12 protein-coding genes are annotated in these 12,722 nt (G+C 65.5%); 5 read left to right on the top strand and 7 right to left on the bottom strand.

Annotation, left to right across the window (positions count from 1 at the left end):
* Nucleotides 1-25 precede the first annotated feature (25 nt).
* Complete coding sequence (locus PI86_RS08645; protein ID WP_014898952.1) at nucleotides 26-886, top strand: class I SAM-dependent methyltransferase; 861 nt, start codon at nucleotides 26-28, stop codon at nucleotides 884-886.
* 15 nt (nucleotides 887-901) lie between these two features.
* Here the strand turns inward: PI86_RS08645 and PI86_RS08640 are convergent, their stop codons facing one another.
* Nucleotides 902-5,743, bottom strand: coding sequence for an NAD-glutamate dehydrogenase (locus tag PI86_RS08640; protein WP_039320993.1), 4,842 nt, complete (start codon nucleotides 5,741-5,743; stop codon nucleotides 902-904).
* Nucleotides 5,744-6,220: 477 nt separating this feature from the next.
* Between PI86_RS08640 and PI86_RS17865 the strand changes: the two genes are divergently transcribed.
* The gene (locus tag PI86_RS17865) at nucleotides 6,221-6,352 is read left to right on the top strand and encodes a hypothetical protein (protein WP_268745897.1); all 132 of its coding nucleotides are present in this window, start codon (nucleotides 6,221-6,223) and stop codon (nucleotides 6,350-6,352) included.
* A 398-nt stretch (nucleotides 6,353-6,750) separates the two neighbouring features.
* Here PI86_RS17865 and PI86_RS17860 read toward each other — a convergent pair whose 3' ends face one another.
* Together PI86_RS17860 and PI86_RS08635 are read right to left on the bottom strand one after the other, a co-directional pair.
* Nucleotides 6,751-6,879, bottom strand: a complete 129-nt coding sequence (locus PI86_RS17860; protein WP_268745896.1) for a hypothetical protein — start codon at nucleotides 6,877-6,879, stop codon at nucleotides 6,751-6,753.
* Nucleotides 6,876-7,073, bottom strand: coding sequence for a hypothetical protein (locus PI86_RS08635; RefSeq protein ID WP_152608069.1), 198 nt, complete (start codon nucleotides 7,071-7,073; stop codon nucleotides 6,876-6,878). Before PI86_RS08635 ends, PI86_RS17860 begins: the two co-directional genes overlap by 4 nt.
* 251 nt (nucleotides 7,074-7,324) lie before the next feature.
* On the opposite strand from PI86_RS08635, the gene PI86_RS08630 reads away from it, so the two are divergent.
* Nucleotides 7,325-8,398, top strand: coding sequence for an FkbM family methyltransferase (locus PI86_RS08630; RefSeq protein ID WP_039320986.1), 1,074 nt, complete (start codon nucleotides 7,325-7,327; stop codon nucleotides 8,396-8,398).
* A 191-nt stretch (nucleotides 8,399-8,589) separates the two neighbouring features.
* Here PI86_RS08630 and PI86_RS17545 read toward each other — a convergent pair whose 3' ends face one another.
* Nucleotides 8,590-8,958 carry a hypothetical protein gene (locus tag PI86_RS17545; protein ID WP_200885189.1) on the bottom strand — a complete coding sequence of 123 codons (369 nt, stop codon included), beginning with the start codon at nucleotides 8,956-8,958 and terminating at the stop codon, nucleotides 8,590-8,592.
* Between PI86_RS17545 and PI86_RS08625 the strand changes: the two genes are divergently transcribed.
* Entirely contained in the window at nucleotides 8,936-9,346 is a 411-nt protein-coding gene (locus PI86_RS08625; RefSeq protein WP_082012181.1) for a tyrosine-type recombinase/integrase, read from the top strand. The genes PI86_RS17545 and PI86_RS08625 overlap by 23 nt on opposite strands.
* A 57-nt stretch (nucleotides 9,347-9,403) precedes the next feature.
* Here the strand turns inward: PI86_RS08625 and PI86_RS08620 are convergent, their stop codons facing one another.
* The 3 genes from PI86_RS08620 to PI86_RS08610 are packed head-to-tail and all read right to left on the bottom strand — an operon-like array spanning nucleotide 9,404 to nucleotide 11,296.
* Complete coding sequence (locus PI86_RS08620; RefSeq protein WP_039320984.1) at nucleotides 9,404-9,592, bottom strand: 4-oxalocrotonate tautomerase; 189 nt, start codon at nucleotides 9,590-9,592, stop codon at nucleotides 9,404-9,406.
* A gap of 59 nt (nucleotides 9,593-9,651) precedes the next feature.
* Nucleotides 9,652-10,428, bottom strand: a complete 777-nt coding sequence (locus PI86_RS08615; RefSeq protein WP_039320983.1) for a class II aldolase/adducin family protein — start codon at nucleotides 10,426-10,428, stop codon at nucleotides 9,652-9,654.
* Nucleotides 10,403-11,296, bottom strand: a complete 894-nt coding sequence (locus PI86_RS08610; protein WP_039320982.1) for an urea transporter — start codon at nucleotides 11,294-11,296, stop codon at nucleotides 10,403-10,405. Before PI86_RS08610 ends, PI86_RS08615 begins: the two co-directional genes overlap by 26 nt.
* Before the next feature lie 278 nt (nucleotides 11,297-11,574).
* On the opposite strand from PI86_RS08610, the gene PI86_RS08605 reads away from it, so the two are divergent.
* Complete coding sequence (locus PI86_RS08605; RefSeq protein WP_039320979.1) at nucleotides 11,575-12,135, top strand: putative glycolipid-binding domain-containing protein; 561 nt, start codon at nucleotides 11,575-11,577, stop codon at nucleotides 12,133-12,135.
* The last annotated feature ends 587 nt before the right edge of the window (nucleotides 12,136-12,722 follow it).

The following is a 12,722-nucleotide window of genomic DNA, read 5'->3' as shown; positions in this document are numbered from 1 at the left end:
AAGCCGAACGCGTGAGGCCGCGGCGATGACCGACCTCCATCCGGACGCCCCCGACAGCACCGCCGCGCGCGTCGCGCTGTGGCGCGCGCTGCACGTCGAACTCGATGCGCCGCCGCACGTGCTCGCCGACGAAGTCGGCCTGCGCCTGCTCGCGCCGGAGCCGGGCTGGCAGCAGCGCGGCGACATGGATCCGCAGTTCACGCGGCCGTTTCGCGCGTCGATCGTCGCGCGGGCGCGCTTCATCGAGGATCTCGTCGTCGAGCAGACCGCGCGGGGCGTGAGCCAGTACGTGATCCTCGGCGCGGGCCTCGACAGTTTCGTGCAGCGCCGGCCGGAGATGGCGGCGCGCCTGACCGTCTTCGAAGTCGATCCGCCCGCGCCGCAGGCGTGGAAGCGCCGTCGCCTGGCCGCGCTCGGTTTCGGCGTGCCGGATTGGCTGCGGTTCGTGCCGGTCGATTTCGAGGCGCAGCAGTCGTGGCGCGACGCGCTCGTGCGCGCGGGGTTCGACGCGGGCAAGCCGGCGGTCGTGGTGTCTACCGGCGTCAGCATGTACCTGACGCATGCAGCGAACGCGGCGGCCTTGCGTGAAGTCGCGTCGCTCGCGCCGGGCTCGACGTTCGCGATGACCTTCCTGCTGCCGCTGGAACATGCCGATCCGGACGTGCGCCCGGGGCTCGAGTTGGCGGCGAAGGGCGCGCGCGCGAGCGGCACGCCGTTCATCAGCTTCTTCATGCCGGCGGAGATCCGCGCGCTCGCGACCGAAGCGGGCTTTGCGCAGGCCGAGCATGTGTCGGCCGCGGATCTCACGCGCCGCTACTTCGCCGATCGTACCGATGGCCTGCGTCCGCCGAACAACGCGGAAGAACTGCTGGTCGCGACGGTGTGACGCCGGCGGCACCCGTTACGCGCGTTCGAGCACGGCCATCTCGCGCACGATCACGAGCAGCACCGCGAGGCTGGCGCCGCCCGACGCGCGCAGGTCGGCGAGCAGGTGCTCGTAGCGCTGCAGCGCGGCGTCGCGGCGTTCGCGCCACGCGTGGACGATCGTGTCGGGCGCCGTCGAATCGGCCGATTCCGCGAGCGCGCTGGTGGCGAGCGTGCGCTTGAGCCGCGCGACTTCCGCGAGCGCGGCCGCGCGCGCCAGCATGTCCCAGTGCGTCGGGGTCGGCAGCGATGCCGCGCGTTCGCCGATCCATCCGTAGTTCAGTAGCGTGCCGAGCGAGAAGTAGACGCCTGCAACCAGTTCAAGGCTGCGATCGCAGGTCGTGGCCACTTCGGCGATGTCGAGCAGCGCGGCCGAGATGTCGCCGCTGGCGACGCGCACCGCGAGCGCGCTGTCGACGCCGGCGTCGACCAGCACGCGCTGCCGCTCGGACAGCGCTTCGAGATCGCAGGCCGGCAGCAGCGACGGCAATTGCGGAGCGATGCGCTGCACCGCGTCGCGGCAGCGCGCGATCAATCCGGCGACGCCGTCGTCGGCCACCGCGCCCGCCTGCAGATGCCGCAGGAACCACAGCGCCGCGCGCTCCAGCAGCCGCGCGACGTCGACGAACATGCGCGCCTGCACGTCGTCGGCGACACGGTTGTCGAGCGCGTCGATGTCGCGCCACACCGCATCGAGATCGAACACGTCGCGCGCCATGATGCATGCGCGCACGATGTCGCCCGGCTTTGCGTCGGTTTCCTCCATCAACCGATGCACGAACGCGCAGCCGACCCGGTTGACGAGCGCGTTGGTCAGGTGCGTCGCGAGAATCTCGCGGCGCAGCGGGTGGCGGTGCATCGGTTCGCTGAAGCGCTGTTGCAGCGGCTTCGGGAAATAGTCGACGAGCATCGCGGCGACGAGCGGATCCTCGGGCACGTCGGTTTCGAGCAGCGCGTCGTAGAGCCACATCTTGCTGTACGCGAGCAGCACCGCGCGCTCCGGCGACGTGAGGCCCTGTTTCGCGGCTTGCCGTTCGGCGATGTCGTCGTCGGTCGGCAGGAACTCGATCACGCGGTTCAGGCGGCCCGCGCGCTCGAGCCAGCGCATCAGGCGCGCCTCGGCGTCGAGCAGCTCGACGCTGTAGCGGCCCGCGATCGACAGCGCCTGCGTCTGGTAGTAGTTGTCGCGCAGCACGAGCAGCCCGACCTCGTCGGTCATTTCCGCGAGCAGGGCGTTGCGCTGCTTCTCGGTCATCTCGCCGTCGGTGACGACGAGCCCGAGCAGGATCTTGATGTTGACTTCGTGATCGGAACAATCGACGCCGGCCGAGTTGTCGATCGCGTCGGTGTTGATGCGCCCGCCGCGCTGTGCGAACTCGATCCGGCCGAATTGCGTGCAGCCGAGGTTGCCGCCTTCGCCGACGACCTTGCAGCGCAGGTCCGCGCCGTTCACGCGCACCGCGTCGTTCGCACGGTCGCCGACCTGGAGGTGGGTTTCGTGCGCGGCCTTCACGTAGGTGCCGATGCCGCCGTTGTACAGCAGGTCGACCGGCGCCTGCAGGATCGCGCGGATCAGCTCGGTCGGCGGCAACGCTTGCGCGTCGATGCCGAGCGTGGCCTGCACGGCCGGCGACAGCGGGATCGTCTTCGCGGTGCGCGGGTAGACGCCGCCGCCCGCCGAGATCGCGGTCGTGTCGTAATCGGCCCAGCTCGAGCGTTCGAGCGCGAACATCCGCTGGCGCTCCGCGAAGCTCGCCGCCGGGTCGGGGTTCGGGTCGAGGAACACGTGGCGGTGGTCGAACGCCGCGACGAGCCGGATATGCGGCGACAACAGCATCCCGTTGCCGAACACGTCGCCCGACATGTCGCCGACGCCGACCACGGTGAAGTCGGTCGTCTGCGTATCGACGCCCATCTCGCGGAAGTGCCGCTTCACCGATTCCCACGCGCCGCGCGCCGTGATCGCCATCTTCTTGTGGTCGTAGCCGACCGAGCCGCCGGACGCGAACGCGTCGTCGAGCCAGAAGCCGTATTCGTGCGAGATCGCGTTCGCGTAGTCGGAGAAGGTGGCGGTGCCCTTGTCGGCCGCGACCACGAGATACGGGTCGTCCGGGTCGTGCCGCACCACGTCGGGCGGCGGCACGATCGCGTTGCCGGCGAGGTTGTCGGTCAGGTCGAGCAGGCCGCGCAGGAACGTCTGGTAGCACGCGATGCCTTCGCGCATCCACGCTTCGCGATCGCTCGGCGGCGGCGGGTTCTTCACGACGAAGCCGCCTTTCGAGCCCACCGGCACGATCACGACGTTCTTCACCATCTGCGCCTTCATCAGCCCGAGCACCTCGGTGCGGAAATCCTCGCGGCGATCGGACCAGCGCAGGCCGCCGCGTGCGACGCGGCCGCCGCGCAGGTGCACGCCCTCGACGCGCGGCGAGTACACCCAGATCTCGAACATCGGCTTCGGTTCGGGCAGGCCCGGCACCTTGGCCGGATTGAACTTGAACGACAGGTACGGCTTCGATTCGCCGTTCCCGTCGTGCAGGAAATAGTTGGTGCGTTCGGTCGCGTTGATCACGCCGAGGAACTGGCGCAGGATGCGGTCCTCGTCGAGGTTCGGCACCTGGTCGAGGGCCGTCTCGATCGCCTTCAGCAGGCGTTCGGCCTGCACGTCGCGCGCGCCGCCGGTGGCCGGGTCGAAGCGCAGCAGGAACAGTTCGACGAGCTGCCGCGCAATCGCCGGGTTGCCGGTCAGCGCGCGCTCGATGTACGCATCGCTGAACGTCGAGCCGACTTGCCGCAGGTATTTCGCATACGCGCGCAGGATCGTGACCTCGCGCGCGCTCAGGTGCGCGCGCAGCACGAGGCGGTTGAAGTCGTCGTTCTCGATCCGGCCGCTCCAGATCCGGTCGAACGCGTCCTCGAACAGGCCCTTCACGCGCTCGATGTCGAACTCGGTATCGTCGGCAAGTTCAAGGCCGAAGTCGTGCACCCACGCATGCGCGCCATCCTGCGCCTGGATCCGGTACGGCCGTTCCTCGTCGACGCGCACGCCGAGATGCTCGAGCATCGGCAAGCTGCGCGACAGCGCGATCGGGTCGCACGCGCGATACACCTTGAAGCGGAACGCGCGCGCCTCGGCCTCGATCGGGCGGTACAGGTTCATCGCGAGCTGGCCCGACTCCTTCACGCGCTCGATCAGCTCGATGTCGCGCACGGCCGTGCGCGCCGGATAGTCGTCGCGATAGCCGGCCGGGAACGAGTCCGCATAGCGCTGCAGCAGGCGGTTGCCTTGCTCTTCGCCGAAGGCGTCGAGCAGCGCGTCCGCGAGATCGTCCTGCCAGCGGCGCGTGACCTGCACGAGCCGCGTTTCGAGCTCGCGCGTATCGACGTCGGGCATCGTGCCCGGTTCTGCATGGACGACGAAATGAATCCGCGCGATCGCCGATTCCGACAGCAGCGGCGTGAATTCGACGTTCACGCCGTTGTACGCGTCGACGAGCAGCTTCGCGATGCGCCGGCGCAGGTCGGTGTTGTACTTGTCGCGCGGCACGAATGCGAGACACGACACGAAGCGGTCGAAGCGGTCGCGCCGCACGAACAGGCGTGTGCGCTGGTGTTCCTGCAAGCGCAGGATGCCGAGTGCGATGTCGTAGAGCTGGTCTTCGTCGGCCTGGAACAGCTCGTCGCGCGGATAGGTTTCGAGCACCGTCACGAGCGACTTGCCGAGATGCCCCTTCGGCAGAAAGCCCGCGCGCCGCACGATGTTCGCGCACTTGCGGCGCACGATCGGGATCTCGGCGCTCGACACCATGTACGCGGTCGACGTGTAGAGCCCGATGAAGCGGCGCTCGCCGATCACCTTGCCGTCGGCGCCGACCAGTTTCACGCCGACGTAGTCGAGGTAGCCGGGCCGGTGCACGGTTGCGCGCGAGTTCGCTTTCGTCAGGAAGATCGGCCAAGGGCCGGTGATGATCTCGGCGGCGGCCGGCGGCAGCGGCGTCACGTCGGGTGCGCCGGGCGGGCGCAGCGATTCGCGCAGCAGGCCGAAGCCCGAGCCTTCGACGCCGCGCAGGCCGAAGCCGGTGCCGTCCGACACGAGCGAGTAGTCGCGCTGGCCGAGGAACGTGAAGTGGTCGGCGGCCATCCATTCGAGGAATGCGCGCGCCTCGATGTCTTCCGCGGTCGATTCGCGGGCTTTCATGTCCTTGATCGTTGCGCGCGCGATGTCGACGATCTTCGGCCAGTCCTCGACCGATGCACGCACGTCGCGGAGCACGCGCGCAATGTCGTCGCGCAGCGTGTCGAGCAGCGCGGCGTCGCCGCAGCGGTCGACTTCGAAGTGGATGAACGACGCGAGCTGCGACTGGCCGTCGCCGGGCGTCGCGCCGCCGGCGTCGACGCGCTCGATGCTGCCGTGGCTGCCGCGCCAGATGCGGAACACCGGGTGCAGTGCCGAGTGCAGCGCGAGCCCGAGGCGGTTGACGGCCATCGTCACCGAGTCGACGAGGAACGGCATGTCGTCGTTGACGATCTCGATGACCGTGTGGTCCGAGTGCCAGCCGTGCTGTTCGAGGATCGGGTTGTACACGCGCAGCCGCTCGCTGCCGGGCACGAACTTCTGGGCGGTCTGCCAGTGCGCCATCGCGGCGCCGTACAGGTCGGCGATGCCGCGACTCTGCAGATCATCCGCGTCGACGAAATCGTAGTAATGACGCAGGAATGGTTCGACGATCCGGAACGTGGCTTCGGGCAGGCGCCCGCGCGCGAATTCGACGACATCGGAGAGCAGGTGTGCGACGACTTCCTCGTTCTTCGCTTCCATGGCGGTCTCCTGGTCGGGTGGCCATTGGCTGCTGCGTCTGTGCCGCATTATATGCGCCGATTGCGTGACAACGCGATGTGCGGGTGCACAACGGCAGGCGGAGCAGGAAGCCACCTGCGGCGGCGCCGGGCGGGCGCTGCGGGCGATGAATCAGTGCGATGCAGGCGGGCGCTCAAGCATCGCCGGATGTGACGCTCAGCGCTCGTCGCTCCACGGTTTCCCTGCCGTCGCCCAGTTCTCCTTCTTTACGTCGGTGAGGAGAATGTTTGCCGAAACACCTGTTGCGCCAATAAAATCAGTCACTTATTGCCTATTTGTTATGTCCGATTAATGTCCAATAGTGGAGCGCAGTGGCGCAATAGAATCAACAAGATACATGCGTGTTTTGGACGATATGATGGCCGACGAGTGTCGTGCTCGCGGTGGGCGCACAACCTATCGGTTGGCTGGAGATGCGCTTTGGTGCGGGACCGTGGGATGGACTACGAGCGGGAAAACGCAAAGCTTCGCGCCTGTTTGCGCGACATCTACCGGATGTTCCAGTACGGGCCGGGCGCATCATCATCGCAGGCGCCATTCATCATGAAGATGATCGAGGGAGCGCTTTGATGGGAGCGTCAACCATTGCCGACCGGATCGGCTAGCAGGGTCGGCGGGCGCACGTGGGCGGATATGGTGGTTACGGGCTCGTCAACCATGAGCGCGGAGCCGTTCGGCACGGGCGGCGGAAGTGTCAACAATCCGACCGTCGGCGCGACCGGCAGCAACGGCCGCAAGACTGATTGATCGTCACCAATGGCGAGAGGGGGAGGGGTGCGGCGGAACGACCAATAGGCTGTATCGCCGGAATACAACTGATGACCTGTCACGCCGCCAAAGCATCAATGACGCGCGCCAGCGCATGGTCGCGCAAGTTTGGGAAAGGGTAGCTTGCAGCGGCTGAAGCCATTGCGACGCACGAAGCAACGTACACCCAGTGCCGGCGGCGATGCTGTGTGGAGTGAGATTCACAGCAGCACCTTCAGCAACTTGTATCCAGCCTCAATCCAGCTAGGCATGGAGCCGTGGCTCGAGTAATAGACCAGCGCGTAGACGAACAAGCCCGGCAACCCAACCGGCACGACGATCTGCGTCAAAAGAAACCGCCACGCCGCAGCAAGCCGACAAAAAAACGCACCGTCGCGATGCCGTCTTTCCATGCCTCGCGCATGAATGCCGTGACTTCGGCGACCTTCTTCGTTACCGCGGTGTTTTCGGCGATCGCCTCATCCTGAGCGTTCAGCCGGTTGACGACGTGCTGTCGGAACTGCTCGTCGGGCATGGAGCTCATCTTGTCGGCTTCCAATTCGGCCCCGGAATAAAAAAGAAAAGCCGCGCGAGACGGCTTAATGTCATCCCGCCAATTGGCGGATTCTCTCGGCCCGGTCGGGCCGATTCCAAATGAGGTAACTATGAAGATGCGATTGGCCGCGCTTGTCACGTGGATGGCGCAGCAAGTGCCTGTAATGAAATTCTGGTAGGCTCGCTTGTCACGGTGATCCCAATGACATACGACCGCGCGCTGCGCAGGAGTAAAACGGCATGACCTTGATGAAAAGCCTTGGCCGTTCGATCGGCCCGATTCGTAGGTTGCACGACAACCGTAACGAATTGGCCGCGGCACTCCAAAAGGCCGAAGAACGAGTTCGCAATGCCGAAGCGCGGGCTCATAGTGCCGAAGAACAGATTCTCGGTCTGGAGCAACAGATAGAGGCCACGCGCGGCACGCCTTTCTTCGCCTATTACGCCAACTTCGACGCGCTCGAATGCATGCGCCGTCACGAAGTACATGACCGAAAGCCCACACCGGGATTTCAGACGAACTGGCTTGGCGTGCTGGTGGATCCCAAGATTCTCCCCTTCCTAGCAGATCAAGGCGGCAAGCTGGACCATTTCCCTCTGCCAGCCAACTGGCACGCCGACATCGCGGAATGGGCTTCTGCGTTGCACGCAGTGGAGTTGTCCCGCCCCGGCACGTTCACCATGATCGAGCTGGGCTGTGCTTGGGGTTGCTGGATGAATAACACTGGTGTGGCGGCGAAGCGCACCGGGCGTAAGGTGCATGTTATCGGCATAGAGGGTGACGAAGGGCATGCCGAATTCGCCCGCGAAGCGTTGCCACGCAACGGGTTTTCACCGGACGAATACACGATATATCGCGGCATTGCGGCATCTACCGGAGGTACCGCCCTTTTTCCTCGTCCGGAATACGATGGTCAAGCCTGGGGGCTTGAGCCAGTCTTCAACGCTACACAAGAGCAGCAAGATCGGGCAGTCGCTAGCGGAAGCCATGATTTACTGCCGATGATCTCTCTTGCTACGGCGATCGGCGACCGAGATCGAATCGATCTCTTGCACATCGATATCCAGGGCGGCGAAGCCGACTTGATCGAATCGTGCCTCCCGATCCTGAACGAGAAGGTGGCCTACGTGCTGATCGGGACTCACTCGAAGCACATTGAAGGGCGGCTGTACGACATTCTGACGCCCAGTGGCTGGTTGATCGAGATGGAGCGCCCCGCCTTCTACCAAGTCAAGAACTGGAGACCCGAACTGATCGTGGATGGGGTGCAAGCCTGGCGCAATCCACGTTTCATTCCACCGGAACACATCTAGGAATCGTACCGGCGCGACTGGCGCACTGAAGGCCGCGCCATCGTATGTATAGCCGATCCCAACAATTTCCCCGACCGGTATCGCAATGGCTTGGCTGCCTGCTGGCGGCTGCCATTGCGAAGTATCTCCATTTCACACAATGATGTTGTTGACGGTACCGCTTTTTACCGTCGCGTAATTTGCCATCGCGATCACCATTCAAATTCCGCGTAACCCGTACCGCCCGCACCGGCCGCTTGTGCGCCACTATTTCCGTATGAACCGCGACCACCACCACCTGTACCGTAGCCTGTAGCGGCCGTACCGTTTTGTGCGGAAATCGTAACGGTTGATGCTCGACCGCCGCCGCCGCCGCCGAAAGGCCAGCTTGCGCCCATTCCGCCACGTCCGGCGTATGCGCCATCACCGCCAGCTTGCCCGTTTGGATATTCGGCGATGCGCTTGACGACGTGATGCTGGTTCTCGCCGTCGAGGACCTCGGCGACCGTCTCCGGATCTGTCATCTCGTCGCCGTTCTCGTCGCCGCCGAAGGGCTCGATGACGGTCAAATGGAATTCCATGCGGGCCTCAAATGTTCGTGGTAGTGGTGTTCGGGTAGGCGTGTCTCTGGAAGAGGTTATCCGCAGGTGCCGTGACAACGTTATTAGCCAGAACATGATCCATCTCGTCCGGACGATTAGCGTGACGAAGCCGGGCGATACGCCGTCGCTTGCGTGGATCAGCACCAAGTTTGCCGAGTACCGCGATCAGGCTGAAATCTCCGTCGAGGCAGGGCGAACTCCCGTAACGTTCCACGAACTCCGGTCACTGGCCGCGCGCCTGTACACCGAACAATACGGGGCGGAATGCGCGCAGGCATTGCTCGGTCACAAGTCGGCAGAAATGACCGCGCTATACCGCGACAGCCGCGGTCGCGAGTGGATGGAAGTGAAGGTCAGGACGTCATGATTTTGGACGATTATTGGATTGTAAGGTTTGCGGCGTCCGTAAAAATCCTCCAAAGCCTTACTGGGCGTCGCTCCACAGCTTCCCTGCCGTCGCCCAGTTCTCCTTCTTTACGTCGGTGAGGATGATGTCGACCGAGCCTGGCTCGCAGCCGAGCGTTTCGCACGTGACACGCGTGATTGCTTCGACGAATTCGCGCTTCTGTTCGGCGGTGCGGCCTTCGAAGAGCTGGATATTGAAAGTCGGCATGGCAGATGCTCCGGTTGAGTATGTTGGGTTCGGCCGCGATCGCGGCCAGGGATGCGAAATCAATCGCGATACGACGGATCGATCCGGTCGAGCCGGCGCAGCAGCGCTGGCCATTCCAGTTCGCCCTCGATCGCGCCGCTGTCGCGCAGTTGTTCGGCGGTGCGGTCGGCCACTGCCGGCTCGGGCAGCACGAGCGGCCCGCCGCCTGCCTGCGCGCGCACCTGGATGTCGCAGGCCTTGATCAGCGTATCCATCAGCACATACGCCTCGGCGACGGTCCGGCCGACCGTCAGCGTACCGTGGTTGCGCAGCAGCATCGCGGATTTTGCGCCGAGGCTGGCGGTCAGCCGCGCGCCTTCGGCCGGCGAGAACGCGAGCGCCTCGTAGTCGTGGTACGCGAGGTCGCCATGAAAGCGCAGTGCGTGCTGCGACGCGGGCAGCAGCCCGTCGCGCTGGATCGATACGGCGATGCCGGCCGTATTGTGCAGATGCATCACGCAGACGGCGTCGGCACGGGCGGCATGCACGGCCGCGTGCAGCGCGAAGCCCGTCACGTTGACCGGGTGCTCACTGTCGCCGATCCGGTTGCCGGCCAGGTCGATCTTCACGAGGTTCGACGCGCGGACCTCGTCGAACGTCAGGCCGAACGGGTTGATCAGGAAGTGGCCGGGCTCGCCGGGCACCATCGCGGAAAGATGCGTGTAGATTAGGTCGTCCCAGCCGTTCAGCGCGACGAGGCGATAGGCGGCGGCGAGATCGACGCGCAACCGGCGCTCGGCGTCCGAGATCGGGCCGCCGGGCTTCACGGTGTCAGGACGGTGTGCGAATGACGACATCGGATTCTCCGAGGGTAAAGCGGCGCGCGACGGCCACCGTGATCCACGACGCGAGCGCGAACGGGGCCGTGAGCGCGGGGACACCCGCGTGCATCGCGAGCCACTGGATCAGCGCGGCCAGCGCGGCGGCCGCGAGCGCCGCGCGTGCGCCGCGCGGCATCAGCGCGAGTGCGGCGAGCGCGCCGTTGAAGCCTAGCAGGCCGTCGGCGAACGCGGCGCCGCTCGCGCCGAGCGCGACCAGCAACACGGTCGACACGATCGCGCCGCCGAGTGCGAACGCGGTTGCCCGGCGGGATGCGGCCGCGATGCCGGCGACGATCAGCGCGCCGGCCCACGCGCCTTGCGCGAAGGTGGTCTGCGCAACGCCCGAGAGCAGTGCGGGGGCGAACGATTCGAGCGTGGGTGTTGCCCCGCTGGTGCTGCCGCTCGCATGTTGCACCGCGACAAACGGCAGCCACAGCGCGGTGGCCGTCAGGCATGGGCTCGAATACGGGCACTGGCGCCATTTCGCGAGCGGGGTGCGCATCGCACGCTGCACGAGCGCGGCGCCGATTGCGGCGAGCGGCACCAGCGCGAGCGCGGCGAGCGGCGCGGGGGAAAAGATCACGGCCACCAGCGCGGCGAGCGCGCCGTTGAAGCCGTGCAAACCCTGTTCGACGTCGCGGCGCGCCGCGCCGGTCAGCGCCGCGGTCAGGTTGGCGGCGGCCGCGCCGACCAGCGCCGCGCACGCGAGCCGCAGGTCGGTCAGCGCGAGTGCGGCAACCAGCGTCGCGCCGGTGAACGCGTTCGCCTGCAGCACGATCTGTCCGATGCTGCGCAGCAGGATGCGCAGGTCGATCGACGGCGAAGCGGGGCGGGCGGTAGGCATGGCGGCGGTGGAACAGGACGAGCCGCGAGCATAGGACACAATCTCATGCACCGGAATAGGGAATTCTGGATACTCGGGATTTGTGATTGATGCCCCGAATTGGGGAATGGCGATGCCCGCGGGACTGCTGCATTGGTGTTTTCGGGCGGATTGTTGGTGTTGGCAGCGAATTCGGGTAATGACCGGCTCTTTGGGCGCAAGCACGCGTCGTGGCTTACGTCTTCGATCGGCGATTGGTGCGACGATGCCCTGCATCGGACCAACCGGGAGGCGAAAGAATGCGCGAGGTGCGTTGGGCGTCGCTCGAAGGCGACGGAGTCGAACATCTGACGTTCGACCGGGGTGGCGGCGGCATCGTCGTAGAAAGCGCGGTGGTCGGCCAGCGGTACGGCCGCGCGTACGGGCTCGCGTATCGCGTCCAGTGCGATCCGCGCTGGCGCGTGACGTCCGCGGTGCTCAAGGTGATGGGCGGCGGCACGCTCGAACTGCGCGGCGACGGCGACGGGCACTGGCGCGACGGTTCAGGCCGTGCGCTGCCGGAACTGGATGGCTGCGTCGACATCGACATCGCGGCGACGCCATTCACGAATTCGCTGCCGATCGGCCGCCTCGGTCTCGCGCGCGGCGAGCGGCGGCCGATCGACGTCGCATACATCTCGACGCCGGACCTGACCGTCATGCCGGTCAAGCAGGCGTACGCGTGCATCGAGCCCGACCGGCGCTACCGCTACGAAGGCATCTTCCGGAATTTCACGGCGGAGCTGGACATCGACGCCGACGGGCTCGTGATCGACTACGAAACGCTGTTCAGACGCCTGCCGGCGCCGACGGGGCGCTGAACCGCGGCGTTCGCGACGGCTGAACCAGCGACGGCACACGCCGGTTGACGTACGCGGCTAAAGCCGCAGAAGCACCGCAGATAGCACAGTACCAGCCCCGATTGGGGGCGCGTCATCTGGCAATAATGCAGCCGACCTAACACCGAGGTGCTCCATGCACAACGCGCGTGGGCGCTGGTTGCAGGCACAAAATCCGATGTCTCTGTGTCTTCGAGTATGGCTCGCATTTGTTTGGCGGTGCGTATTCTTGTTTCGTGCAAGTCGATGATCATCCGACAGATGATCAACCATCCCCGATAGCCTGCCGCCTGTCGACAGTCAGTTCCCACGACGATTTTCTCGATTCAGGCTCAACTGCCCTACGCAAACGCCTGCTACAGGCTGATTTGCCGTTGGACAGTGCTTCGCTTTGTATGGCAATCGATTTTCAGATTAGTCCCATAGACGTGAGCGTCTCAGTGGCTGACCATCGCTACTGGACGTCTATCGCGCACTGCCAAGCGCCATCGACGACTCTCGAAGGATGGCGATCGCGTTGCTCACTGAAGCGAGACAGACTGGAGGGTCAGCTCTGCTGAACGTGTCCG

This window comes from Burkholderia sp. A9, assembly GCF_000801975.1.
This window is presented reverse-complemented; position numbering and strand designations above follow the sequence as displayed.

Bases quoted from the DNA above. Each gene is read 5' to 3' on its own strand.
- PI86_RS08645 (WP_014898952.1), top strand. From the start codon at position 26: ATGACCGACCTCCATCCGGACGCCCCCGACAGCACCGCCGCGCGCGTC.
- PI86_RS08640 (WP_039320993.1), bottom strand. From the start codon at position 5,743: ATGGAAGCGAAGAACGAGGAAGTCGTCGCACACCTGCTCTCCGATGTC.
- PI86_RS17865 (WP_268745897.1), top strand. From the start codon at position 6,221: ATGGACTACGAGCGGGAAAACGCAAAGCTTCGCGCCTGTTTGCGCGAC.
- PI86_RS08635 (WP_152608069.1), bottom strand. From the start codon at position 7,073: ATGAGCTCCATGCCCGACGAGCAGTTCCGACAGCACGTCGTCAACCGG.
- PI86_RS08630 (WP_039320986.1), top strand. From the start codon at position 7,325: ATGACCTTGATGAAAAGCCTTGGCCGTTCGATCGGCCCGATTCGTAGG.
- PI86_RS08625 (WP_082012181.1), top strand. From the start codon at position 8,936: ATGACGGTCAAATGGAATTCCATGCGGGCCTCAAATGTTCGTGGTAGT.
- PI86_RS17545 (WP_200885189.1), bottom strand. From the start codon at position 8,958: ATGGAATTCCATTTGACCGTCATCGAGCCCTTCGGCGGCGACGAGAAC.
- PI86_RS08620 (WP_039320984.1), bottom strand. From the start codon at position 9,592: ATGCCGACTTTCAATATCCAGCTCTTCGAAGGCCGCACCGCCGAACAG.
- PI86_RS08615 (WP_039320983.1), bottom strand. From the start codon at position 10,428: ATGTCGTCATTCGCACACCGTCCTGACACCGTGAAGCCCGGCGGCCCG.
- PI86_RS08610 (WP_039320982.1), bottom strand. From the start codon at position 11,296: ATGCCTACCGCCCGCCCCGCTTCGCCGTCGATCGACCTGCGCATCCTG.
- PI86_RS08605 (WP_039320979.1), top strand. From the start codon at position 11,575: ATGCGCGAGGTGCGTTGGGCGTCGCTCGAAGGCGACGGAGTCGAACAT.